At 72.6% G+C, this 25510-nt stretch carries 18 protein-coding genes; 6 read left to right on the top strand and 12 right to left on the bottom strand.

Going from position 1 to position 25510, the window contains the following annotated elements; all coding sequences use genetic code 11:
- Positions 1–28: 28 nt before the first annotated feature.
- Genes HDC93_RS08990 through HDC93_RS08970 form a run of 5 tightly spaced genes read right to left on the bottom strand, consistent with a single transcriptional unit; the run spans position 29 to position 4414 of the window.
- Positions 29–898 (bottom strand): biotin-dependent carboxyltransferase family protein, encoded by an 870-nt coding sequence (locus tag HDC93_RS08990; protein WP_185008984.1) that lies wholly within the window; start codon positions 896–898, stop codon positions 29–31.
- Positions 895–1512 (bottom strand): allophanate hydrolase subunit 1, encoded by a 618-nt coding sequence (locus HDC93_RS08985; RefSeq protein WP_185008981.1) that lies wholly within the window; start codon positions 1510–1512, stop codon positions 895–897. Before HDC93_RS08985 ends, HDC93_RS08990 begins: the two co-directional genes overlap by 4 nt.
- A complete protein-coding gene (locus HDC93_RS08980) occupies positions 1509–2267 on the bottom strand; it encodes a LamB/YcsF family protein (RefSeq protein ID WP_185008979.1) in 759 nt (252 codons plus the stop codon). The genes HDC93_RS08985 and HDC93_RS08980 overlap by 4 nt, the downstream gene beginning before the upstream one ends.
- A 15-nt stretch (positions 2268–2282) precedes the next feature.
- Entirely contained in the window at positions 2283–3116 is an 834-nt protein-coding gene (locus tag HDC93_RS08975; RefSeq protein WP_185008977.1) for a putative hydro-lyase, read from the bottom strand.
- On the bottom strand, positions 3113–4414 hold the full coding sequence (locus HDC93_RS08970) for an MFS transporter (RefSeq protein WP_185008975.1): 1302 nt from the start codon (positions 4412–4414) through the stop codon (positions 3113–3115). The genes HDC93_RS08975 and HDC93_RS08970 overlap by 4 nt, the downstream gene beginning before the upstream one ends.
- Positions 4415–4600: 186 nt before the next feature.
- On the opposite strand from HDC93_RS08970, the gene HDC93_RS08965 reads away from it, so the two are divergent.
- From HDC93_RS08965 to HDC93_RS08950, 4 genes are all read left to right on the top strand, one after another.
- Complete coding sequence (locus HDC93_RS08965; protein WP_185008974.1) at positions 4601–5296, top strand: GntR family transcriptional regulator; 696 nt, start codon at positions 4601–4603, stop codon at positions 5294–5296.
- A 351-nt stretch (positions 5297–5647) separates the two neighbouring features.
- Positions 5648–7174, top strand: a complete 1527-nt coding sequence (locus tag HDC93_RS08960; protein ID WP_185008972.1) for a hypothetical protein — start codon at positions 5648–5650, stop codon at positions 7172–7174.
- Between the two features lie 31 nt (positions 7175–7205).
- Positions 7206–8087 (top strand): hypothetical protein, encoded by an 882-nt coding sequence (locus HDC93_RS08955; RefSeq protein WP_185008970.1) that lies wholly within the window; start codon positions 7206–7208, stop codon positions 8085–8087.
- Positions 8088–8122: 35 nt separating this feature from the next.
- Positions 8123–12751, top strand: a complete 4629-nt coding sequence (locus HDC93_RS08950; RefSeq protein ID WP_185008968.1) for a hypothetical protein — start codon at positions 8123–8125, stop codon at positions 12749–12751.
- On the opposite strand, the gene HDC93_RS08945 is transcribed toward HDC93_RS08950, so the two are convergent.
- The 7 genes from HDC93_RS08945 to HDC93_RS08915 form a co-directional block, all read right to left on the bottom strand.
- Positions 12746–14305 (bottom strand): GMC family oxidoreductase, encoded by a 1560-nt coding sequence (locus tag HDC93_RS08945; protein WP_185008966.1) that lies wholly within the window; start codon positions 14303–14305, stop codon positions 12746–12748. The genes HDC93_RS08950 and HDC93_RS08945 overlap by 6 nt on opposite strands.
- A 17-nt stretch (positions 14306–14322) precedes the next feature.
- Positions 14323–15885, bottom strand: a complete 1563-nt coding sequence (locus tag HDC93_RS08940) for an APC family permease (protein WP_185008964.1) — start codon at positions 15883–15885, stop codon at positions 14323–14325.
- Between the two features lie 40 nt (positions 15886–15925).
- Complete coding sequence (locus HDC93_RS08935) at positions 15926–17392, bottom strand: aldehyde dehydrogenase family protein (protein ID WP_185008962.1); 1467 nt, start codon at positions 17390–17392, stop codon at positions 15926–15928.
- Positions 17373–18533, bottom strand: coding sequence for an aromatic ring-hydroxylating dioxygenase subunit alpha (locus HDC93_RS08930; protein ID WP_185008960.1), 1161 nt, complete (start codon positions 18531–18533; stop codon positions 17373–17375). Before HDC93_RS08930 ends, HDC93_RS08935 begins: the two co-directional genes overlap by 20 nt.
- A gap of 34 nt (positions 18534–18567) precedes the next feature.
- Positions 18568–21018, bottom strand: a complete 2451-nt coding sequence (locus tag HDC93_RS08925; protein WP_185008958.1) for an FAD-dependent oxidoreductase — start codon at positions 21016–21018, stop codon at positions 18568–18570.
- Positions 21019–21219: 201 nt separating this feature from the next.
- On the bottom strand, positions 21220–22305 hold the full coding sequence (locus HDC93_RS08920; RefSeq protein ID WP_185008956.1) for an S-(hydroxymethyl)mycothiol dehydrogenase: 1086 nt from the start codon (positions 22303–22305) through the stop codon (positions 21220–21222).
- Positions 22306–22561: 256 nt separating this feature from the next.
- On the bottom strand, positions 22562–23392 hold the full coding sequence (locus HDC93_RS08915) for an IclR family transcriptional regulator (protein ID WP_185008954.1): 831 nt from the start codon (positions 23390–23392) through the stop codon (positions 22562–22564).
- Between the two features lie 313 nt (positions 23393–23705).
- On the opposite strand from HDC93_RS08915, the gene HDC93_RS08910 reads away from it, so the two are divergent.
- Both HDC93_RS08910 and HDC93_RS08905 read left to right on the top strand, forming a co-directional pair.
- Positions 23706–24029, top strand: coding sequence for a bifunctional 3-phenylpropionate/cinnamic acid dioxygenase ferredoxin subunit (locus tag HDC93_RS08910; protein WP_031107233.1), 324 nt, complete (start codon positions 23706–23708; stop codon positions 24027–24029).
- A gap of 235 nt (positions 24030–24264) precedes the next feature.
- Positions 24265–25455 (top strand): NAD(P)/FAD-dependent oxidoreductase, encoded by a 1191-nt coding sequence (locus HDC93_RS08905; RefSeq protein ID WP_185008952.1) that lies wholly within the window; start codon positions 24265–24267, stop codon positions 25453–25455.
- Positions 25456–25510: the final 55 nt, after the last annotated feature.

Raw genomic sequence — 25510 nt, 5'->3', positions numbered from 1 at the left:
TCGTCCGGGTCACCCGCAGACGCGGGGCCTAGCGGCGGCGTACGGCCAAGAAGCGGACCGGTGTGCCCGGGACCGCCTGGGCCGCGGCCGGGAGGTCGGCGGCGCGGACCACGGCGATCACCGGGTAGCCCCCGGTGGTCGGGTGGTCGGCGAGGAACACCACCGGCCTGCCGTCCGGCGGGACCTGCACGGCACCCAGCACCATGGCCTCGCTGGCGAGTTCGCCCGGCCGGGCCCGCTCCAGGGCGGGTCCCTCCGTGCGCAGCCCGATGCGGTTGCTCGCGGACGACACCCGGTAGGCACGGGAGCAGAAGGTGTCCACGGCCTCCGGCGTGAACCAGCCGTCGCGCGGGCCGAGGGTCACCCGCAGCACCAGCTCGGCCGGTGGTGCCGGCTGCGGGGCGACGTCCACGCGCGCGTGCACGCCCGACGGCCGTCCCAGGGGCAGCACCGTGCCGACCGCCAGAGGGGCCGGGCCGAGCCCCGACAGCAGGTCCGTCGACCGGCTTCCGAGCACCGCCTCGACCGCGATGCCTCCGGAGACCCCCAGGTAGGCGCGTACGCCCGACACGGCGGGTCCGACGTCCAGCAGCGCCCCCGCGGGCACGCGCACCGGTGCGCCCCAGGCGACGGGACGTCCGTCCACCGTGACCCGGCACGCCGCGCCCGCCACCGCCACCGTGACGGCCGAACGGGGGCGTACGGCACAGCCGTCGAGGGTCGTCTCCAGCACGGCCGCCGCGGGCGGATTGCCGACGAGCCGGTTGACGAGGTCCGCGGCGGGCCGGTCCAGCGCCCCGGAGCGGGGTACGCCGAGATGGGCGTGTCCGGGGCGGCCCGCGTCCTGCACGGTGGTGAGGGCACCGGCCCGGACGACGGCGAGGGCGCGGTCCGTCATGACCTCGCCTCGGGGACGAAGCGCACGCGCGTGCCCGGCGACAGCAGCGCGGCCGGCACACGCGCGTGGTCCCACAGCACGGCGTCCGTCGTGCCGATCAGCTGCCAGCCGCCCGGCGACGAGCGCGGGTACACGCCCGTGTACGGGCCCGCCAAAGCGACCGACCCCGCCGGGACGGCCGTGCGCGGAGTGGACCGGCGCGGGACGTCGTAGCGCGGTGGCAGGCCGGTGAGGTAGCCGAAGCCGGGTGCGAAGCCGCAGAAGGCGACCCGGAATTCGGTGTCCCCGTGGATGCGGGCGACCTCCTTCCGCGGCACGCCCCAGTGGGCGGCGACGTCGGCCAGGTCCGGGCCGTCGTACCGCACCGGGATCTCCACGACGTCACGCGTGCGTGGGGGAGCGGGCGGCAGGTCGGCGGTGGTCAGTTCGGCGGCCAGCCGGGCCGGGGCGTCGAGGCCGTCGAGGAGGACCGTGCGGGCCGCGGGCACGATCTCGCGGGCCGAGAGGGTGCCCTCCGCCCGGCGCCGCAGCAACTCCGCGTGCAGGGCCTGGGCCTGGTCGCCCGAGGAGACCTCGACGAGCAGGGCGTCCTCGCCGACGGGCAGCACCTTCATACGAAGGCCTCCACCCGGACCCCGCAGGCCGCCAGGCGCTCGCGGACCCGGCGCACCAGGTCCACCGCGCCCGGGGTGTCGCCGTGCAGGCACAGCGACCGCGCGCGAACCTCGATGCGCGTCCCCGTGTGGGAGACGACCTCACCGGACCGGGCCAGGCTCACCGAGCGCTCCACCACGGCGTCCGGATCGGTGACCACGGCGCCCTCCAGGGTGCGCGGCACCAGGGTGCCCGCGTCGGTGTACGCCCGGTCCGCGAACGCCTCGGTGACGACCGGCAGTCCGGCCTTCCCGGCCAGCCCCAGCAGGCGTGAGCCGGGCAGCCCGAGGACGGGCAGCGCGGCGTCCGCGAGGAGCACGCCGTCGACGACCGCGGCGGCCTGCTCCTCGTCGTGCACGACCCGGTTGTAGAGCGCGCCGTGCGGTTTGACGTAGGCGACGCGGGCACCGGCCGCCCGGGCGAAGACCTCCAGGGCGCCGATCTGGTAGGCCACTTCGGCCGCCAGCTCGGCGGGCGGAACGTCCATCGCGCGCCGCCCGAACCCGGCCAGGTCCCGGTAGGACACCTGGGCGCCGATCCGGACGCCGCGCTCGGCCGCCAGCTCGCACACCCGGCGCATCGTGACCGCGTCCCCGGCGTGGAAACCGCAGGCCACATTGGCGCTGGTGACGACGGACAGCAGCTGTTCGTCGTCGGTGAGCCGCCAGCGGCCGAAGCCCTCGCCGAGGTCGGCGTTCAGGTCGATCGAGGTCATGTGCCGTGTCTCCTGTCAGGCCACGCGGTACTGCTCGTCGCGGGCGTCGGTGAGGAACATCTGCCCCAGGGCGTGCGTGAGGGCGAACGGCGGACGCGAGGCCATCACGCACGCCTGCGGGGTCACGCCGCAGGCCCAGAACACCGGGATGTCGTCCGGCTCGGCGTCCACCGGGTCCCCGAAGTCGGGGAGACCGAGGTCGTCGATGCCGAGGCCCGAGGGAGGGCCGCAGTGGACGGGGCCGCCGTGCACCGCCGGCATGAGGCTGCTCTCCCGGATCGCCGCCGCCAGCTGCCGGGGCGGCACGGGCCGCATGGACACCACCAGCGGCCCGTGCAGGCGCCCCGCCGGACGGCACTGCCGACTCGTCACGTACATCGGGACGTTGCGGCCCTGCTCGACGTGGCGGATGGGCACACCCGCCTCGCCCAGCGCCCACTCGAAGGTGAAGCTGCACCCGATGAGGAACGACACCAGGTCGTCCCGCCAGTGGGCCCGCACGTCCGTCGGCTCGTCCACCAGCTCGCCGTCCCGCCAGACCCGGTAGCGCGGCAGGTCGGTGCGCAGGTCCGCGCCCTCGGCCAGCACGGTCGTCCAGGAGCCGGCGTCGGTGACGTCGAGGACCGGGCAGGGCTTGGGATTGCGCTGGCAGAACAGCAGCATGTCGTAGGCCCAGTCGGCCGGCACCGAGATCAGGTTGACCTGGGTGTGCCCCGCCGCGACCCCGGCCGTGGGGCCCGTCATGCCCTCCCGGAAGCGGGAGCGGGCCGCTCGGGGGCTCCACACGTGCGCGTCCTCGTCGACGAGGACCACCGGACGGTCCTCGGTGCCGGTGCCCGTGCGATTCACGCGAGTTCCTTCCCACGCGTCTCCGGCAGCCCGAGCAGGGCCAGGGCCGCGATGCCGTAGCCGATCGCGCCGAAGACCAGCGCGCCGCCGACGCCCCAGCTGTCGGCCAGGAACCCGACCGTCGTCGGGAACACGGCACCCACCGCCCGCCCGGTGTTGTACGTGAAGCCCTGCCCCGTCCCGCGCACCGCCGTCGGGTACAGCTCGCTCAGGTAGGACCCGAAGCCGCTGAAGATCGCCGACATGCAGAACCCGAGCGGGAAACCGAGTACCAGGAGCAGGGTGTTGGCGCCGCTCGGGATGTTCGCGTACGCCAGGATGCAGAGCGCGGAGAGCAGGGCGAAGAGCCAGATGTTGCGCCGCCGGCCCAGCTTGTCGGTGAGGTAGCCGCCGGTCAGATAGCCGATGAAGGCGCCCGATATGAGGAACGTCAGATAGCCGCCGGTGCCGACGACCGACAGGTCGCGCTCGGACTTCAGATACGTCGGCACCCAGGTGGCCAGCGTGTAGTAGCCGCCCTGGACGCCGGTGGAGAGCAGCCCCGCGAAGAGGGTGATCCGCAGCAGGCCGGGCTTGAAGATCGCCGTGAACGAGCCCTTCTTGGTGCTCTGTTCACGAGCCGCGGCCGCCTCGGGGGCGTCGTGCACACTGCGCCGCAGCCAGATGACGAGCAGTGCGGGCAGCGCCCCGGTCCAGAACATGATGCGCCAGGCCAGGTCGTCGCCGGCCACCGAGAAGACCAGGGTGTAGACGATCACGGCGAGGCCCCAGCCCACGGCCCAGGAGCTCTGGATCGCGCCGAGGGTGCGCCCCCGGTGCTTGGCGCTCGCGTACTCGGCGACCAGGATCGCCCCGACGGCCCACTCGCCGCCGAAACCGAGCCCCTGGAGCGCGCGGAAGACCAGCAGCGTCTCGTAGTTGGGTGCGAAACCGCAGGCGACGGTGAACACCGCGTACGTGATCACCGTGAGCATCAGCGCCTTCACCCGGCCGATGCGGTCCGCGAGCACGCCCGCCAGGGCGCCGCCGACCGCGGAGACCACCAGAGTGACCGTGGTGAAGAGACCGGTCTGGCCGCTGTTCAGGCCGAAGTAGGCGGACAGCGCGACCATGCTCAGCGGCAGCGTGAAGTAGTCGTACGAGTCCAGGGCATAGCCGCCGAAGGCGCCGGTGAAGGCGCGGCGGCCGCGCGGGCCCAGGGCGCGCAGCCAGCCGAACGCCCCGTCGTCCGAGGTGCGTTCGGTGGTCGCGGGGCGTGGGTCGTCGATCTGGGCCTGCGGTGGAGGGGTCGTGCTCATGGGCACCTCGCAGAGGGAGGACGGAGGGTGCTTCGGGGTGAGCCGTGCCGTACGGAAGCGGTCGGCGCCGCGGTGGGGAAAGCGGCCCCGCCGCCGTGACGCCATGCGTAGCACCGTAGAGGATTGTTCAACGATCCCTCAATACCCATGTTGGTTCGTTCTTGTGATCTGCGATTGAATTCCGGCATGGCAGAGCAGCTGAAGGACCTCGCCGACGACCGGGCCCTCCTCGGGCGCACCAGCACCGCGGAGCGGGTCTCGGACATCCTCAGGAGCCGGATCGCCGAGGGCTACTTCCCGCCCGGGACCCGCCTGTCGGAGGACAGCATCAAAGGCGCGCTCGGCGTCTCCCGCAATACGCTGCGCGAGGCGTTCCGGCTGCTCACGCACGAGCGTCTGCTCGTCCACGAGCTGAACCGGGGCGTCTTCGTCCGGGTCCTGACCGTGGAGGACGTCGAGGACATCTACCGCACCCGGCGGCTCGTCGAGTGCGCCGTGGTCCGCGGTCTCGGTGAGCCGCCGTACGGCCTGGACGGGCTCGCCGGAGCGGTCGAGGAGGGGCGGAGCGCGGCCCGGGAGGGTGACTGGAAAGCGGTGGGTACCGCGAACATCCACTTCCACCGGGAGCTGGTCGCCCTCGCCGCGAGCGAGCGCACCGCCGAGCTGATGCGGAGCGTCTTCGCCGAACTGCGGCTGGCGTTTCATGTGGTGGAGGAGCCGCAGCGGCTGCACGAGCCGTACATCGCACGAAATGTCGCGATTCTTCAGGCCCTTCAGGGCGGAGATCGTGAGGGGGCCGAGGGGCTGCTCGCCGGGTATCTCGACGACTCGCTGGAGCGCGTGGTGGAGGTGTACCGGCGGCGGGTGGGCGAGGACGGCTGAGGGCCGCGGCTCCGGACTTCGGTGAGGGTGGCTGAGGGCGGCGGCTCAGGGGGCGGGGAGAACGGCTGAGGGCGGCGGGTCAGGGGTAGGCGCCGGCGGCTGAGGGCGGCGGCGCCGAAGGTGGTCGGCGAGCGTGGCTGAGGGCGGCGGCTCAGGGGGCGGGGAGAACGGCTGAGGGCGGCGGGTCAGGGGTAGGCGCCGTCGGCTGAGGGCGGCGGCGCCGAAGGTGGTCGGTGAGCGTGGCTGAGGGCGGCGGCTCCGGAGGCCGGCGAGGGCGGCTGGGGCCGACGGCCCAGGGGGCGTACCGCGTCGTTTGGGTTGTTGTCAGACCCAGGACCTAGTCTGTGCACCGTGACTTCGCCTGCATCGACGGACAGCGTTCCGCCCCAGCTCAGCGCGGGGCCGCGCCCCGCCCCGGGGCCGGCCGCCGACGAGGGCCTGGCGCGGCGCCTGCGCGCGCTCGCCTGCACCGCGCCGTTGCACGACCTGGACGCGCGCAAGGCGAACCTGGCCGGCGCGTACTCCGTGTACGGCATGGCGGAGGTCGCCCTCGCGGCGATCGACCTGGTCACCCTGAACATGGACTTCGACACGGGCGCGGACCACGACCAGATCGTCGCCCGCCTCATCCCGCGCATCGCCGCCCAGGCCCCGCAGCGCCCCACCGCCGAGCACGAGCGGGTGGCCCGCTGGGTCCTGGAGAACCTGATCAACGTCGGCAGCGTCGACCGCGGCTTCCGCGCCGTGTACGGCACGTTCGGGGCGGACGGCACCTATGTGCGCCGGGACTACGACTTCAAGCTGATCGAAGAGGTCCCCGGCCCCGGCGGCACGGTCTACCTCCGTACGACGGACGAAGCGGTCAACGTCCTCGTCGGCGCCCTCGACACGGACGTCACCAGCGCGCAGATCGCCGCGGAGGTCAAGCTGGAGGTGCTGATCAGCCGCGGCCGGCTCGCCGACGCCCAGCTCGCGGCCGAACAGGCCCGCTACCGGACCGTGCAGTACTCGGAGACCCTGCGCCGCGCCCTGGACGCCACCCGGCGCAACGTGCGCGCGGTGGACTGGCTCTCCACGGTGCCCGACATGATCGCCGAGGCGCTGGAGCACGTTGCCGACCGCTACCGCCACGAGAACGCGATCCTCACCAACATCCGCAAGGCGCGGGACGAGTCCGAGGACCCGGAGCAGAAGCGCCGCGCCGCGGAGCTCGTCGACATCGTCAAGGACTGCATCCGCCGGCACACGCAGTTGCAGTCCCGGCTGCTGGAGGCCGGACCGCTGTTCCGCGCCGAGCAGGACCGGCAGGCCTTCGCCACACCGATGACGACGTCGGGCATAGACCTCTACGGGCATCTCGTCTCGCCCGTGCTCCCGCTGCCGCTGGAGCAGGCCGTCCGCGTCACCGACGCCTTCTTCGGCCGCGGCACCGGGCTGCGCACGCCGGTCTCCGTCCGGGTCGGCGACCTGGTCGACATACTGCTGACGCCGCCGGTGGAGCGGGAGCACCTGGGTGCGGAGATGCCCGAGCCGGACCTCATCGCCACGCCGGACGACAGCCGGTTCAGCGAGGAGCAGATGGCGGCGGCGCAGGAACTGCTCGCCCTGCCGGCCAACGCGCCGCGCCGGTTGTCCGGACTGCTGGCACAGGCTCGCAGGCAGGACCCCGAGCTGCCGTACCTGGTCGCCCTGCTGGCGGTGCACGCCGCCAGCCCGCCGGTCGGCACGGCCTATCGCCAGGGCGAGCAGAAGCTGCTGTTCGCCGTGGACGACGGGACCGAACTCGACGACCCGGAGTTCGGCGGGGCCGACCTGATCGTCGGCACCGCACTGCTGGACGCGGCGGGGATGGCCGCGGACCGGACGGAAGCAGCATGAGTCAGCACGAATGGCACAAGGAGTCCCGACCGTGAGCGAGCATGTCGAGTGGAGCGAGCCGGACGGACCGGCGCCCGCGGCCTGCGCCGCCGTCACTCCCGCCGACGCCGCCGACGCAGCCCGGCTCGTGTCGTTCGGCCTGCAGCCCAAGCTGCAGCCCGCCCGCGACCAGGAGTACGCGGACCTGCTGCGGCGCTACCGCGAGGACCCGCCCTTCGCGCGGCTCGCCGACGCCGTGGCGACCGGGCTCGGCCTGATCGTGCTGGAGGTGTCCCCCCGCGCGGGCATGGCCGTGACCGCCGCCGAGGACTCGGTGTTCGCCGTCCGCATGGGCGACTACGCGCGTCGTACGTCCGCCGACGGCGGCGACCGGTTCCTGCACGGGCTCGCCCATCTCGCCGTCGCCGCCATGGCGTTCCCGCGCCCCGAGGACCTCGCCGACGACGGCTACATCGGCCGCGTCTCGGTCAACGGCGTCGACGCCTTCGTGCGCCAGGCCTGCCGCCGCCTGGAGGAGCGCGCCGACGAGCGGGGCGAGAACACCGACCCGGCGACCGACGCGCCCGGCCTGGAGGCCGCCTGGCGGATCTGGGTCCGGCGCAGCGCGACCGGTGCCACCAAGGACGCCCGCCGCCTGGCCGGTTCGACCACCGGCATCGTCGCCAAGGCCGTCGCCTTCCTCACCGACTCCGGATTCCTGCAGCGCACCGGCGACGACCACGGCGGCACCTACCGCACCACCGCCCGCTACCAGCTCCAGGTCCGCGACTTGGCCGGCAGCGCCGCCATGGCCGAGCTGCTGGAACTGGGCGTCGTCCCGGTCACCGACGGCACGCCGACGCTGCTGCCCGCCGAGGAGAGCGACGACCTGGAGCTGGTCGCCGACGCCGGGCTGCCGTTCCACTCCTCCTGAACTCCCCATCTCACGAAGACTTACGAGAGTCCGCCATGTACGAGCTGTCCCGGGTCCGCCTCTACTCGATCGGGCCCGCCGGTGCGCGCTACGCCGACACCGTGCTTGACCTGCGGGGGGTCGGCGAGATCGTCCCCGACCCCGCGCCCACGCAGGCGGAGTTCTTCGAGGACGAGCCGGTCGGCCCGCCGCGCCGGCCCGCGCCCGCCGGTGTGCTCTTCCTGGAGAACGGCGGCGGCAAGTCGGTGCTGCTCAAGCTGATCTTCTCCGTGATGCTGCCGGGCCACCGCAACACCCTCGGCGGCGCCAGCTCCGGCGTGCTGCGCAAGTTCCTCCTCGCCGACGACTGCGGGCACGTGGCGCTGGAGTGGCAGCACGTGCTGACCGGCGAGTGCGTCGTCGTCGGCAAGGTCAGCGAGTGGCGCGGGCGGCAGGTCTCCAACGACCCGCGCAAGTTCGCCGAGGCCTGGTACTCCTTCCGGCCCGGGCCCGGACTGAGCCTGGACGGTCTCCCCGTGGCGGAATCCACCGCCGTACGGGCCCCGGTCGAGGGCCAGTCCAGTGCGCGCGGGCGACGCCGCACCATGAAGGGCTTCCGCGACGCCCTCACCGAGGCGGGCAAGAACTACCCGCACCTGGAAGTGCACTGGGAGGAGACCCACGACCGCTGGATCGAGCACCTCGGCGACCTCGGCCTCGACCCCGAGCTCTTCCGCTACCAGCGCGAGATGAACGCCGACGAAGGTGAGGCCGCCGGTCTCTTCGCGGTCAAGAAGGACGCCGACTTCACCGACCTGCTGCTGCGCGCCGTCACCGACACCCGTGACACCGACGGGCTCGCCGACCTGGTCAGCGGCTTCGGCAACAAACTGGGCCGACGCGCCGAGCTGATCGCCGAACGCGACTTCACCGCCGGGTCCGTCGACCTCCTCGGCCGGATCGTCGAGGCCGCCGAGGCCCGATCCCGCGCGCGTGACATCCACGCCGGAGCCGAGCGCCGCACCCGGACCCTGGCCCGCAGGCTGTCCGCGCGCGGTGTGCAGGAGCGGGTCCGGGCCGCCGACCTGGCCCAGCGGGTCACCGCCGCCGCGTACGCCGTCACGCACGCCGGGGCGGCCCGCGAGCGCAGCGCGCTGATCTCCGCCGAACTCGCCTACCGGCACGCCTCGCTCGCGCTCGCGGGGGCCGAGAAGTCCGCCGCCGCGCAGAAGCGCGAGCTCGCCGACGCCCGCACGCTGTACTCGGCGTGGCAGGCCGCCGAGGCCGTGCTGCGCCACCGCGCCGCCTCGGACCGCGTCACCCGTGTCTCCGCCGCCATCCAGGAGGCCGAGCGGGACGCCGCCCCCGCCCTGGCCGCCCGCTCCAAGGCCGCCGTCGACCTCGTACGGGCCCTGCACGGCGCCGCGGAGAAGGCGGAGAGCCACGCCAACGAGGAGGAGGAGCGCTCCGCCGCCCTCCAAGAAGTCAGCGACGCGGCCTACCGCGACTCCACCGCCGCCGCCACCCAGGCCCAGCGCGCCCGCAGCGAGATCGGTCACCTCAAGCAGCGCCTCGCCGAGGTCGAACAGGAGACCGCCGAAGCGGTCCGGGCCGGCTGGCTCGACGACTCCGCGCCCGACGCAGACCCGGCCCGCGCGGCCCTGGCCGCCAGCGACGCCGAGAAGAGCGCCGTCGCGGCCTGGGACACCGCCCGCGAGGCATCCCGCCGGGCCTCGGAGCACGCACGCGAGGCCGCTTCCACCGAGACCCGCGCCGAACTGACCGCGGCCCGCGCCGCCGACGCGGCCACGGCGGCGGAGCGCTCGTACGAGGCCGAACGCCGCACCGCCGAGGCACTGGCGGGCGAGGAACGGCTTGCGGAACTGCTCAGCCTGACCCCGCAGACCCGCCCGGGCATCCCGCAACCCCGCCACGGCACGGACGGCGAGCCCGCCGCGCACCCGGCCGGCGAACAGGGCCTCACCCCCGAGGAACTCGACCGCTTCGCCGACGACCTGCGCGACCTGCTCGACGACGCCGCCTCCTCCGCCGAGCGGCAGCTGTTCGACCTGCGCACGGCCGCCGCCGACGACTCCCGCATCCTCGGCGCGCTCGGCGACGGCGGGCTGCTGCCGCCCGGCCCGGACGTGCTGGCCACCGTCGAGTTCCTCGGCGAGCACGGCATCCCCGCGCTGCCCGGCTGGCGCTATCTCGCCCAGGCCGTCGACCCGGCGGACCACGCGCGCGTGCTGGCCGCCCGGCCCGAACTCGTCGACGGCGTGATCATCACCGACCCCGACTCCCACGCACGCGCACGGGAGGCGCTGGGCGACGCGGCGCTGCTGCCCCGCTCGGCCGTGGCGGTCGGCACCGCAGCCGCCCTGCTGGCCCCGACGCCCGCCCCGGACTCCGACAGCGGCGACGTGTTCCTCGTGCCGCCGAACCCGGCCATGCACGACGAGCACGCCGCCGACGAGGAGCGGCAGGCGCTGCGCGCGCGGGCCACCGAGCGGGACGAGGAGATCCGCACCCTCGCCGCCCGGCTCGGCAAGGACCGCGAACTGGCCGCCCGGCTCGTCTCCTGGCGCAGTGGCTGCCCCGCCGGCCGGCTGACCGAACTGGCCCGGGCGGCCCACGACAGCCGCGCGTTCGCCGAGGAGTCCGAGGCCGAGCTGGCCGAGGCCCGGACCGTGCGCGCCGAGGCCGACGAGGTCGCCGCCGAGGCCGCGCGCGTCCGGGACGAGCGGCAGGAGGCCGCCCAGAGGGCCCGCCGCTCCGCCGACGCCCTCGCCGGGCTCGCCTTCCGGCTGCGCGAACGGGCAGGCTGGCAGGTCAAACTGCGCGAACTGGCCGACGAGGCGGCCGAGTCCGAGGCGAGTGCCCAGTCCTGTCTGGAGCGGGCCCGGGCCGCCGACGAGGACCGGCGGGCCGCCCAGCGCGCCGCCGACGACACCCGCCGTACCGCTCGCGCGCTGCGCGCCGAGCGTTCCGAGATCGCGGGCGCACCCGACGACGTGCCCGCGGAGGAGGACCAGGCGCCCAAGGCCTCCCTGCCCGCCCTGCGCGAGGCCTACCGGGCCGCGTCCCAGGTGTACGAGAAGGTCGGCGTGGGCGCCGACCTGCGCGCCGAGCAGGCCCGTGCCGAGAGCGACGAGAGCGCGGCCCGCGCGGAGCTGGACCGGCTGAGCAACAAGGTCCGCACACGCGCGGAGCAGCTCCTCGAATCCCCCGACGGCTCCGACGGACCCAGCCGCCAGGCCGCCGCCGCCCGCGCCGAGGAGCTGGTGCAGCTCCTGGAGACCCGGATGTCGACCGCGAGCGAGCAGCTGGGGCGGCTGCGCGGCGAGGCCGAGCGCCTCGCCCCCGCCGACGACGGCGAGACGCACACCGACCTGCCCGACGAGCTTCAGCCGCGCGACGCCGAGCACGCGCAGACCCTGCTGCGCACCGCCACGGCCGAACTCGCCTCCCACACCGAGGCGCTGAACCAGGCACGTGAGGCACACGCCGAACTCCTCGACGCCCACCGCGCCGCCGAGGACGCGGCGAGCGGCTTCGACGAGATCGCCGCCATGCTCCGGGACCTGCTGCGCGAACACACCACGGACGAGGAGCACGAGGAGCCCGAGCCGTACCCCGGCAGCCCCGAGGAGGCCCGGCAGTCGGCCGCGGAGGCCCGTCGCTCCCTGCGCGGCTGCGCCGCCGACCTGTCCGCCGCCGAGGCCGCCGTCCGTGAGGCCAGCGACATCCTCGTCCGGCACGCCAACTCCACGCGCTACGAGCAGGTCCGCACCCCGGCCCGCCAGCAGATCCGCGAACTGCCCGCCTCCGCGCTGCCCGAGCACGCCCAGAAGTGGGCGGACGCCTTCGCGCCCCGGCTCCGCGTCCTCACCGACGAACTGGAGCAGCTGGAGCGCAACCGCGACTCGATCGTGGACCGCCTGCGCGGCCTGGTCGAGTCGGCCCTGGCCACCCTGCGCTCCGCGCAGCGGCTCTCCCGGCTCCCGGAGGGCCTCGGGGAGTGGTCCGGGCAGGAGTTCCTCCGCATCCGCTTCGAGGAGCCCGACCAGGCCACCCTCACCGAGCGGCTCGGCGAGGTCATCGACGAGGCGACCCGCGCCGCCGTCAAGAAGAACTCCGACCTGCGGCGTGACGGCATGTCCCTGCTGCTTCGGGGTGTCGCGGCGGCGCTGGAGCCCAAGGGCGTCGCCGTCGAGATCCTCAAACCCGACGCCGTGCTGCGCGCCGAGCGCGTCCCCGTCGGGCAGATGGGCGACGTCTTCTCCGGCGGCCAGCTCCTCACCGCCGCCATCGCCCTCTACTGCACGATGGCCGCGCTGCGGTCCAACGACCGGGGCCGCGACAAGCACCGGCACGCCGGCACGCTGTTCCTCGACAACCCCATCGGCCGCGCCAACGCCACGTACCTGCTGGAACTCCAGCGGGCGGTGTCGGACGCCCTGGGTGTGCAGCTCCTGTACACCACGGGCCTGTTCGACACCACCGCGCTGGCCGAGTTCCCCCTGGTCATCCGCATGCGCAACGACGCGGACCTGAGGGCCGGCCTGAAGTACATCAGCGTCGAGGAACACCTCCGCCCGGGCCTGCCGCAGCAGGCCCGGGCGGGGGAGGCGGTCCACAGCGAGATCACGGCGACCAGGATGTACAAACGCCCCGTGTCATGAGCGTGAGGCGTCCTCTCCCAGGAGATCCGCGCACTTCTCGCCGATCATCATGGTCGTGATGCACGGGTTGACGGTGACGAGGTCGGGCATGACCGACCCGTCGGCGACTCTCAGCCCCTCGACCCCCTTGACCCGCAGCCGCGCGTCCAGAGGGGCCGACGGATCGTCGTCCGCCCCCATCTTCACGGTGCAGGACGGGTGATAGACGGTGTTGTGCGTCTTGTGGATGTAGTCGAGCAGCTCGTCGTCCGTGCGCACCTCGGGCCCGGGCGCCAGCTCGGCCCCCGTCCAACTGCCCAGCGCGGGCTGCCCGGCGATCCGCCGGGCCAGCTTCAGGCCGTACGTCATCACCCGCACGTCGTGCTCGTGCGTGAAATACCGCGGATCGACCTTCGGCTTGTCCCGGTAGTCCCGGGTCCGCAGCCGTACCGTCCCCCGGGACCTCGCCCGCGTCACGTTGGGCGTGAGGCAGAACGCGTTCTCCGACGTGGGGTAGCCGTGCCGGGCGGTGTTCATGTCGAACGGCACGGACCCGTAGTGGAACATCAGGTCCGGCCGGTCGAGCCCGGGCTCGGTGTCGTAGAAGATGCCCGCCTCCCACCACTGGCTGGACGTGGTGGTCATGGGCTGCCGGGCCTCCCACATGATGACGCCCTCGGGGTGGTCCTGGAGGTTCTCGCCGACGCCCGGGGCGTCCACGACGACGTCGACGCCGACCTCGCGCAGATGCCCGCCCGGCCCGATGCCCGACAGCATCAGCAGTTTCGGCGAGTCGATCGCCCCGCAGGACACGATCACCTCGCGCCGCGCCCGTACGGTCCGGGTGTGGATCAGATCCGGGTCGAGGTACTCGGCACCCACACAGCGCCGCCCGTCGAGCAGCAGCTTCTTGGCGCGTACGCCCGTGCGCACCTCCAGGTTGGGGCGTCTGCCGAGAACGGGGTGGAGATAGGCGACCGAGGAGGACTGGCGGATGTTGTTCTCGTCGGAGTTGATCTGGAACCAGTTGGCGCCCCGGACCACCGTGCGGCCGGTGTTGAAGGCGACCGTGGGGATGCCCGCCTGCTCGCACGCCTGGAGCAGGGCCGTGCCGCACGGGTCGTCGCTCTTCAGCGTGCGCAGCTTCACGGGGCCGGTACGGCCGTGGTGGTCGCCCGGGGCGTCGTTGTTCTCCAGCCGGCGGTACAGCGGGAACACGTCGGCAGCGCCCCAGCCCGTACAGCCGCGTGCCGCCCAGTCGTCGAGGTCCTCGGCGGGGGCCCAGAAGGCGATGCAGGAGTTGTGGGAGGAGCAGCCGCCGAGCACCTTCGCCCGGGCGTGCCGCATGAAGCTGTTGCCGCTGGCCTGCGGCTCGACCGGGTAGTCCCAGTCGTAGCCGGACTCCAGCAGTCCCATCCAGCGCTCCAGCCGCAGGACGTCGTCGTCGCCGACATCGCTCGGGCCGGCCTCCAGGACGCACACCGTGACGGAGGGGTCCTCGGAGAGCCGGGCCGCCACCACGTTGCCCGCGGTGCCGCCGCCGACGACGACGTAGTCGAACTCATGCGTACTCATGGGTCCTCCTTCAGCCTTCATTCGGCCACCGGGGTGGCGACGCCAGCGGTGTCCGCGGCCTGAGAACGGTGCTCGGCGAGCACGCCGGTGCGGTGCCGCTGCACGAACCAGTAGTAGGCGAAGCCGCCGCCGGCGATGACGGCGACGAACAGCACCGCGCCCCAGCGCAGGTACCAGTGGTAGGGAGCGGCGGCGTTGTAGACCGCGGCCCGGGGCCAGATCAGGTTGAGCGTCATGGCCGCGCCCCACACGACGGCCAGGATGTTGACCGGCAGGCCCCAGCGGCCCAGGGAGAATCGGCCCTCGCCCGCGGGCTGCCACGTCCCGCGCAGCCGCGCGACCAGCAGCGGCACCGTGACCCCGAGGTAGGCGAGGTAGATCATGATGATGCCGATGCTGGTGACGACCGTGAAGATCTGCGGCTGGCGGATGTTGACCACCAGGATCGCCAGCGCCAGGATCCCGATGATCACGGTCGGCAGGACCGGCGTCTGGAACCGCGGGTGGCACTTGGCCAGTTTCGAGGACGCGGGCAGGTTGTTGTCGCGGGCCATCGCGAACGCCAGCCGGACCGCCGCCGTGTGCACGGCCAGAGCGCACACGGTCACCGCGATCAGCACGCACCACAGCATCGCCTTGCCGGCCGTCGGGCCGAGCACGTCCAGCACGATGTACTGCAGGCCGTCCGTGGACAGCTTCTCGCCCTTCAGACTGGACACGCTCATCAGCGCGAGCAGCAGGATCAGGCCGCCCAGCACGAAGGACGCGACGATCGCCCGGATGATCGCACGCGGCGCGTTGCGGGTCGGGTCCAGGGACTCCTCGCCGAGCGAGGCGGCGGTGTCGAAGCCGTACATGACGTACGCCGAGGCCAGCGAGGCCACCAGAAAGGCGCCCAGGTAGCCGTTTCCGTAACCCGCGCCGGTGCCGTGCGTCTCCATGACGACCTGCGGGCCACGCGTGATGTGGACCGCGAACATGACGATGAGTACGACGGTGGCGATCAACTCGATGAACACGCCCGCCGTGTTGATCCGTGCCATCAGCTTGACGCCGAAGGCGTTCACGAGAGTCGTGAACAGGATCAGCACCGCGGCCAGGATGACCGCGTTGGTCGCCACGTCGTAGGTACCGGTGCCGTCCCCCACGAACTGGAAGACCGACGAGATCTGCGGCAGCGTCAGCTGGTAGGCCAGTGCGACGGCCGATATGGAGACGATCGAGGCGATCAGCATCATCCAGCCGGCGAGCCAGCCCAGATGCGGATTGCCGATCTTCTTCGACCAGTTGTAGACGGAGCCCGCCACGGGGTAGCGGGCGGCGAGCTCCGCGAAGCACAGGGCCACCATGAACTGGCCCACGAAGACCATCGGCCACGACCACCAGTAGGCGGGGCCGCCGCTGCCGTAGCCGAAGTAGAACAGCTGGAAGGTGCCGGTGAGGATCGAGATGTAGCTGATCCCGGCGGCGAAGGTGTGGAAGTTGCCGAGGGTGCGCTTGAGCTCGGGTCTGTAGCCGAACTCCGTGAGTTCGGCGTCGTCCCGGCCGTGAGGGGCGGTCGACTCTGCGGTTGTTTTCATGGGCGGTTCCTCAATGGGCTGTGCCTCAGGGCGGCGTGGGTCAGTCGAACCAACCCTGGGGGGTGGGACGGGTGTTGCGCCAGATGTGCTTCGTTTCGCGATATTCGGCCAGCCCCGCGGGCCCCAGTTCGCGTCCGAAGCCGGACTGCTTGAATCCGCCCCACTCCGCCTGCGGGACGTAGGGGTGGTAGTCGTTGATCCACACCGTGCCGAGCCGCAGCCGGGCCGAGACCCGGGCCGCGCGTGCCTCGTCGCTCGTCCACACCGCGCCGGCGAGGCCGTAGACCGTGTCGTTGGCGAGTTGTACGGCCTCCTCCTCGCTCGTGAACCGCTCGACGGTGAGGACGGGTCCGAAGGATTCCTCCCGGACCACCGACATCCCCGAGGCGCACTCGTCCAGCACGGTGGGCAGGTAGTAGAACCCGTCGGCCAGCTCCGGCCGGTCCGGGCGGGATCCGCCGCAGCGCAGCACCGCGCCCTCCGCCACGCCCCGCGCCACGTACGCCTCGACCTTGGCCCGGTGGGCGGCCGAGATCAGCGGCCCGGTCTGCGCCCGGTCGTCGAACGGATCGCCCAGCCGGATGGCCTTCGCCCGTCGCACCACCTCGTCGACGAACCGGTCGTGCAGGCGGTCCTCGACGAGCAGCCGCGCTCCCGCCGAGCACACTTGCCCCGAGTGCAGGAACACGGCGGTCAGCGCCATGTCGACGGCCGTCTTGAAGTCGGCGTCGGCGAAGACGACGTTCGGGTTCTTGCCGCCGAGTTCGAGGGCCACCTTCTTGACCGTCGTGGCGGCGGTCGCCATCAGACGGCGGCCGGTCTCCAGGCCGCCGGTGAAGGAGACCAGGTCCACGTCCGGATGGTCGGCGAGCGGGGCGCCCGCCTCCGGTCCCGCGCCCAGGACCAGATTGCCCACGCCCGGCGGAAGGCCGGCCTCCGCCAGCAGGCGCAGGAGGTGGATCGCGGTGTGCGGGGTCAGTTCACTCGGCTTGAGCACGAAGGTGTTGCCCGCCGCGAGGGCGGGGGCGACCTTCCACGCCGTCTGCAGGAGCGGGTAGTTCCAGGGGGTGATCAGCCCGCACACACCGACCGGCTCGTGCACCACCCGGCTGTCCACGTCGTCCCGGCCGGTGTCCACGACCCGGCCGTGCTCGCTCGCCACCAGCCGCCCGAAGTAGCGGAAGCAGTTCGCGATGTCGTCGATGTCGTCCGCGCTCTCCACGAGCCGCTTGCCCGTGTCCAGGGACTCCGCGCGGGCGAGGGCGTCCTTGTCCCGCACCAGGAGGTCGGCGACGCGCAGCAGCAGATCGCCACGCTCCTGCGCCGGGGTCCGGGGCCAGGGCCCCTCGTCGAAGGCCCGGCGGGCCGCTGCGATCGCCTCCGCCGTGTCCTTGCCGCCCGCCTCGTCCACGACCCCGACCAGGGAGCCGTCGGCCGGGCAGCGGATCTCACGGGTGCGCTCGTCGAGGGCGCCTCGCCACTCACCGTCAATGAACAGGTCCGGCATGCGCGCCTCCCAGCCGCTCGATGAGCCATTCGTGGAAGATCTGGATGTGGTGCTCGTTGGGGACCAGCACACCGCCCTCGCGGTAGGCACGGGAAGCCATCGCCGGCTGCGTCCGTTCACAGGCTTCGAAGTCCTGGACGTTGACGCGGTGGAAGAGTTCCACGGACTTCGCCACGTCTGCCCCGGACTCCACCACCTCGGGCGCGTACAACCAGTCGCACTCGACGACCGTGCGGTCCTCGGCGAGCGGGAACATGCGGTGCAGGATGACGTGGTCCGGGACGAGGTTGACGAAGACGGTGGGCTTGACCGTGATGGCGTAGTAGCGGCGGTCCTGCTCGGCGCTCACCTCGGGCAGCCTTCCGAAGCCCTCGCTGCCGTCGACCGTGAAGCCCTTGACCTCGTCGCCGAACTCCGCGCCGTGGCCCACGAAGTACTGGGCGGCGTATCCGTCGGCGAACTCAGGCAGCACCTCGGTCAGTTCGGGGTGGATCGTCGCACAGTGGTAGCACTCCATGAAGTTCTCGACGATCAGTTTCCAGTTCGCCTTCACGTCATAGGTGATGCGTTTGCCGAGCGCGAGGCTCTCCGTGCCGTAATGATCGATCGCGGCGACGTCGCCGAGCCGCTCGACGGCCGCGTCCAGGACCGTCTCCTCGAAGGAGGGCGGCTCGTCCGCCAGGCACACCCAGGCGTAGCCCAGCCACTCGCGCAGGGCGACATTGATCAACCCGTACGCGACACGGTCGACGTCCGGCATCTTGATCAGGTTGGGAGCGGCGATCAACTTGCCGTCGAGGTCGTACGTCCAGGCGTGGTAGGGGCACTGGAGCGTGCGGCGGATCTCGCCCGACTCCTCCACGCACAACCGCGCCCCACGGTGCCGGCAGACGTTCAGGAAGGCGCGCAGTTCGCCCCTGCGGGTCCGGGTGATGATGACGTTCTCGCGACCGACCTGGACGGTGCGGAAGGCACCGGGCCGGTCCAGGTCGGCACTGCGGACCGCGCAGAACCACATCGCCTCGAAGACGCGTTCCTGCTCCTGCCGGAAGACGTCCGGGTCGGTGTAGTAGCGCCCGGGGAGGGTGGCGATCAGGCTCGGGGTGGTCGGGGTGGTCGGGGTGGTCGGGGTGGTCGTCACGTGCGTGCTCCTCAGAGAGGCCAAGGCATGCCCCCTAGCGGCGGATGCGCGTCATCTTCGGGTCGAACAGCGGCTCGTCGGCGACCGTGGCCGGGACCTTCTCGCCGACGTACTCGATGTGCACGCCCGTGCCCGTGGGAAGACCGGCGGGCAGCCAGGCGTACGCGACGCAACGGCCGAGCGTGTAGCCGTACGACGCGCTGGTGACGTAGCCGGCCGGGAGGCCGTCGACGTAGACGGGCTCCTTGCCGAGGACCACGGCGGCGGGGTCGTCGAGGAGCAGCGGGGTGAGGCGCCGGGGGGCCTCGCCCTTCCCGGCGAGCGCGGCCTTGCCGACGAAGTCGTCCCGGTCCATGCGGACCGCGAAGCCGACACCGGCCTCGAACGGGTCGTGCTCGTCGGTCATGTCGACGCCCCAGGCGCGGTAGCCCTTCTCCAGGCGCAGGGAGTTGAACGCCGACCGGCCCGCCGCGATCACGCCGAGTTCCCGGCCTGCATCCCACAGCGTGTCCCAGAGCCGGAGCCCCAGGTCGGCGGTGGTGTACAGCTCCCAGCCGAGCTCGCCGACGTAGCTCAGCCGCATGGCCGTCACCGGGACGTGCCCGATGTATGTCTCCCTGGCCCGGAAGTAGCCGAAGGCCTCGTGGGAGAAGTCGTCGGGGGTGAGCGGCTGGACCAGGTCGCGGGCGAGCGGCCCCCAGACCCCGACGCAGCACGTGCCGGAGGTGATGTCCCGGATGTGAACGTCCGCGGGCGCGTGACGCAGCAGCCAGTCCAGGTCGGCGGGGGAGTTGGCGCCGACCTGGAAGCGGTCGGGGGCGAGGCGGGCCACGGTGAGGTCGGAGCGGATGCCGCCCGAGGCGTCGAGGAGCAGGCTGTAGGTGACCGCGCCGGGCTTCTTGCGGAGGTTGTTGCTGGTCATACGGTCGAGGAAGTCGAGAGAGCCGGGGCCGGTGACCTCCAGGCGGCGCAGCGGCGTCATGTCGTAGAGGGCGACGCCCTCACGGGTCGCCTTCGCCTCGGCAGCCGCGACGGGGGACCAGTGGCGGGCCGACCAGGCGTCACGCGCGGGCAGCGGCCCGAGGGCGTCCACGAGCGGGGCGTTCGCCTCGTACCAGTGCGGGCGCTCCCAGCCGCCGCCCTCCAGGAAGTACGCGCCGAGCTGCTGCTGTCGGGCGTGGAAGGGGCTGACGCGCAGGGGCCGGGGCCGCTCCATGGGCTGGAGCGGGTGGATCACGTCGTACACCTCGACGAACTGCTGCGCACCGCGTTCTAGGACGTACGACGGTGAGCGCTGCGCCTCCTCGAACCGGGTGAGGTCGCACTCGTGCAGGTCGATCGAGGGCCGCCCGTCCACCATCCACTCGGCGACGGCCTTGGCGACGCCGGCGGAGTGCGTGACCCAGACGGCCTCGGCCAACCAGAAGCCGCGCAGCCGCCGGGACTCACCGAGGACCGGCATGCCGTCGGGGGTGAAGGAGAAGACCCCGTTGAAGCCCGCCTCGATCTCGGCGTCGCGCAGGGTGGGCATGAGCTGCCGGCAGTCGGCCCAGCTGGGGGCCCAGTCCTCCTGCGTGAAGGGGTAGGAGGACGGCATGTCCATGTTCCGGGCACGGGCCTCGTCGTACGGCGGGACCGCGAACGGGTCGACGGGCAGGGGCCGGTGGGCGTACGAGCCGATGCCGATGCGGTCGGTGTGCTCGCGGAAGTACAGGTCGCGGTCCTGGAAGCGGAGGATCGGCTTCGAGGCCTCTGCGGTGGCGCCGCTCAGCTCGGGGAGCGGCCCGGTCCTGGCGTACTGGTGGGCCAGCGGCTGGAGCGGGACGTCGATGCCGGCCATGCGGCCGATGACCGGCCCCCAGAAGCCGGCCGCCGAGACGACGTGGTCGGCCGGGAAGGTGCCCCGGTCGGTGACGACGCCGGTGACCCGGCCGTCCTCCCGCTCGATGCCGGTGACCGTGTGCCGTTCCAGGAAGCGGGCGCCCCGCGCGCAGGCCCGGGCCATCTGCGCTCGGGAGGCGAGCAGGGCCCGGGCGAGACCGTCGTCCGGGGTGTGGAAGCCGCCGAGGACCAGCGACTCGTCGATCAGCGGCCACAGTTCCTTGCAGCGTGCGGCACTCACGATTTCGCCGCGCACGCCCCAGGAGGCGGCGTAGCCGGCCCTGCGGTGCAGTTCGGCGAGGCGGTCGGGGGTGGTGGCCAGCTCCAGACCGCCGACCTGATGGAAGCAGGAGACGCCGTCGACGTCGAGCGAGGTGAACTTCTCCACGGTGTAGCGGGCGAGGGCGGTGAGGGTCTTCGACGAGTTGGTCTGGAAGACGAGGCCGGGGGCGTGCGAGGTGGAGCCGCCGGGGGCGGGCAGGGGCCCCTGTTCGAGGACGGTGATGTCGGTCCAGCCGCGGGCGGTCAGTTCGTCGGCGAGGGAGCAGCCGACGATGCCGGCGCCGATGACGACCACGCGGGGGATTTCGGGTGTGCTGGACATGCCCCTCCTTGCCGGGACGGGTGCGCGTTGCCGGGACGGGTGCGCGTTGGGGGAGCGGGGCGTTGAGGCTGCGCGGGTATGGGGTGGTGCGTTGGGCCCAGCGGGTATGGGGTGGTGCGTTGGGCCCAGCGGGTACGGGGGTGGGGCGTCGGGGTTGCGGACCCGCGTGGGATCGGCTGGCTCAGGGAGCGGGGGGTGTGCTCACAGCACGACCACCGAACGCAGCACCTCACCCCGGTGCATCTTCGCGAACGCCGCCTCCACCTGGTCCAGGGCGATGGTCTCGCTGACGAAGGCGTTGAGGTCCAGCAACCCGTACAGGTACTGATCGATGAGGTACGGGAAGTCGCGGCTCGGCAGACAGTCGCCGTACCAGGACGACTTGATCGCGCCGCCCCGCGAGAACACGTCGATCAGCGGCAGTTCGACCTGCATCTCGGGGGACGGCACCCCGACCTGGACCAGCAGACCGGCGTGGTCGCGCATGTAGAAGGCCTGCCGGAAGGTCTCGGGGCGGCCCACGGCGTCGATCGCGATGTCGACGCCGAAGCCACCGGTGAGCTCCCGCACCGCCTCGACCGGGTCCGTGCCCCGTGAGTTGACGGTGTGCGTGGCGCCGAACTTCTCGGCCTGGTCGAGCTTCCTGTCGTCGATGTCCACGGCAATGACCTTCATGGCGCCGTTGAGACAGGCGCCCGCGATCGCCGCGTTGCCCACCCCGCCACAGCCGATCACGGCGACCGAGTCACCCCGGCCGACGTTGCCGGTGTTGACCGCCGCGCCGTACCCGGCCATCACGCCGCAGCCGATGAGCCCGGCCGCCTCCGGACGCGCCGCCGGGTCGATCTTCACCGCCTGTCCCGCCGCGACCAGCGTCTTCTCGGCGAACGCCCCGATACCGAGGGCGTTGGAGAGCGGCGTGCCGTCCAGCAGGGTCATCGGCTGGGTGGCGTTGCGGGAGTCGAAGCAGTACCAGGGACGGCCCCGGCGACAAGAACGGCAACTGCCGCAGGGGGCCCGCCAGGCCAGCACCACGTAATCGCCGGGCTTGAGCTCGGTGATCCCCTCGCCGACCGCCTCGATCGTGCCGGCCGCCTCATGGCCCAGCAGGAACGGGAAGTCGTCGTTGATCGCGCCCTCCCGGTAGTGCAGATCCGTGTGGCAGACCCCGCAGGCCTGAACGTTGACGAGGACCTCCCCGGGCCCGGGATCGGGAACCACGATCGTCTGCACCTCGACGGGTGCGCCCTTCTCGACAGCGACTACGGCACGGACCTCGTGTGGCACGACCAAGCTCCTCTGCTGTTGCGCAATGCACGATGGGTTGCGCGATGAGGAACATAGTGGGAACGCCATGGAGGAGCCGTCAAGAGGTACGAGCCATGGTTCGGGTCAACCCTTGGAAAACGGAACGGGACGTGCGAAACCCGCCGGACACACAACAGCGCGGGACCAGGGATTTCACCTGATCCCGCGCTGTGCTCCCGCGGCGCCGGCGCGGCGTCGGAGGCCGTGGCCCCGCCGCCGACCGGCCGTGCCTGCGTCAGAAGCCGTAACCCATACGACGGGACAGCTCGATCGCCGCCGCCTCCGTCCGCTTGGCCACCTCGGGCAGCCGCTCCCGGGTCAGCCGGTACACCGGCCCCGAGACGCTGAGCGACGCGATGACCTTGCCGTCGTGCGCCCGTACGGGAGACGCCGCTGCCGCCAGCCCGATCTCCAGCTCCTCCACCGTGATCGCGTACCCCTGCTGCACCACCGTGTCCAACTCGCCGCGCAGCATGGACGCGACGGTCGCCGTGCGCTCCGTGAAGCGGTGCAGCGGGCGCGCCAGGAGACCCTCGCGCAGGGTCGGCGGCAGATGGGCGAGCAGCACCTTTCCGCTGGCCGTGGCATGCAGCGGGGTGCGCCGGCCGAGCCAGTTCTGCGCGGTGACGGACGCGGTGCCGCGGGCCTGCATGATGTTGACCGCCGCGTCGTCGTCCAGGACCGCGATGTTGACCGTCTCGCCCAGTTCGTCGGCCAGTTCCCGGCACACCGGGACGCCTTCCTGGGAGACGTCCAGCCGTACTGCCGCCGCCCCCGCGAGGCGCAGTACTCCGGCGCCCAGGTAGTACTTGCCGCGGTCCTTCGCCTGGGCCACCAGGCCGCGGTTCTCCAGAACGCCGAGCAGCCGGAACGCCGTGGACTTGTGCACGTCCAGCTCGTCGGCGATCTCGGTCACCCCCGCCTCGCCGTGCCGCGCGAGGATCTCCAGCACACTCACGGCGCGGTCCACCGACTGGACGGCACTCGCCGCGCCTCTGCCGCTCCGCTTGGCTCCGCTCTCCGTGCGGTTCTCCTCCTGGCCGGACTGCTTCTGCGTGCGGGTCATGGCTGAACTCTCACCACCTGTCGGCCCTGTTTGGGCCGCATCTGCGGGAACCCCTTGACGCGACGGTCGCCCCGCCCGGATTCTGTTGCGTATAGCGCTTGCTCATGCGCCATGTGAAACTTCATGTTACCGAAGGGTCCGGATCTCGGTAGGGGACGAACTCCTGGCAGGGAGCCCGCCCCCGGGGCGGGACCGGATGACGTGCACCAACACCTTCCCGTGCCCGGAACCGCCCTTGGTCCGGCACTCCTGAACTGCCTACAGTCTGGCCGAACTGGTCCGGACCATGCGTCCCGGACCGAGAGGGGGGCCCATGATTCCCGTCTGCCACCTCGAAGACCTCCCCAAGGGTGAGTCGTTCCGCGTCGAGACGACCCCGCCCGTCGCCGTGTTCCACACCGACGACGGCGATCTCTACGCCATCGACGACACCTGCACCCACCAGGACGCCTCCCTCTCCGAGGGCTGGCTGGAGGGCTGCCTCGTCGAATGCCCGCTGCACGCGGCCTCGTTCGACCTGCGCACGGGCGTCCCCACCTGCCTCCCCGCCCGCCGCCCCGTCCGCACCCACCGCGTCACCGTCGACGACGGCGTCATCCACCTCCACCTCGCTGCGGAGGAGGGGACGGCGGCGTGAACACCCAGCGCACGGGTGGCGCGAGCGAGCGGGCCGCCACGGTGGGCCACGCCGCGGGCGGACGAGCCCAGGCCCCCGGAGTCGGCGGGCGCCACGCCAGGGCCGGTGACACCCACCCACCGAGGGCCCGCGCCTGCCGCATCGCGGCCGGTGAGGCCGACGCACCAGGCACCCGCAGCGGCACCCCGGCGGGTGCGGCCGGCGTCGTTCCCGGCGCCGCGAGGAGGCACCCCGCATGCGAACCGTGACCATCGTCGGCGCCTCGCTCTCCGGCCTCTACGCCGCCCGGGAACTGCGGGCCCAGGGCTACGACGGGCGTCTCGTGATCGTCGGCGACGAACCCCACGAGCCCTACGACCGACCACCCCTCTCCAAGGACTTCCTCACCGGCCGATCCGGCGAGACCCACCTCGCGCTCACCGACGCCGAGGAGACCGCCGAGCTCGACGCCGAGTGGATCCTCGGCGTCCGCGCCCGCGCCCTCGACGCCCGAGGCCGCACCGTGCTGCTGGACGACGGCCGCGCCGTCTCCGCCGATGGCGTCGTCATCGCCACCGGCGCCTCGGCCCGCCGTCTGCCCGGCGACACCCTGGCCGGAGTCCACACCCTGCGCACCCTCGACGACGCACTGGCCCTGCGCGAGGAACTCACCCGGAGCCCGCGCCGGGTCGTCGTCATCGGCGGCGGCTTCATCGGTGCCGAGACCGCGTCCTCGTGCTCCTCTCTCGGTCACAGCGTCACCGTCGTCGAGGCCGCCCCGCTCCCGCTCGTGCCCCAGCTGGGCGCCGAGATGGCCGGCGTCTGCGCCGCACTGCACCGCCGCGCCGGCGTGGACCTGGTCACCGGCACCGGCGTGGCCGGGCTGCGAGGTACCGCCGCTGTCACCGGAGTGGACCTCACCGACGGCCGCACCGTCCCGGCGGACGTCGTGATCGTCGGCATCGGCGCCGTCCCCAACACCGCCTGGCTCGTCGGCTCAACTCTGACTCTCCGGGACGGCGTCCTGTGCGACGACGGCTGCGTGACGGCCCTGCCGCAGGTCGTCGCCGTCGGCGATGTCGCCAACGTCGGCGGTCACCGCGCCGAACACTGGACCTCCGCCACCCAGCAGCCGAAGGTCGCCGTGACCAATCTGCTCGCCGGCCGCACCGCAGAGACCGCCGACGGGGTGCCCTACTTCTGGTCCGACCAGTACGGCGCCCGCATCCAGTTCGCCGGCCGGTACCGGGACGGCGACACCGTCCGCATCACCGAGGGCGAACTCTCCGACGGCGCACCGGCCGAGGGCGGCTTCCTCGCCCACTATGAGCGGAACGGCCGTACGACGGCCGTGCTCGCCGTGGACCGCCCGCGTCCGTTCATGCGCGCCAGACGCGATCTGGCGCGGGGCGCGGGGGAGTGGCGGGCGCAGTCGGCCCTACGGTGAGGAGGTGCGGGGCTCAACGGTGAGCGCGCGCCGGGCCCTACGGCGAGGACGCGCC

The sequence above is a fragment of the Streptomyces sp. AK010 genome, from assembly GCF_014207295.1.
GTDB lineage: Bacteria > Actinomycetota > Actinomycetes > Streptomycetales > Streptomycetaceae > Streptomyces > Streptomyces massasporeus.
Note: the sequence above shows the minus strand (reverse complement) of the source record. Positions and strands in the feature narration are given on the sequence as shown.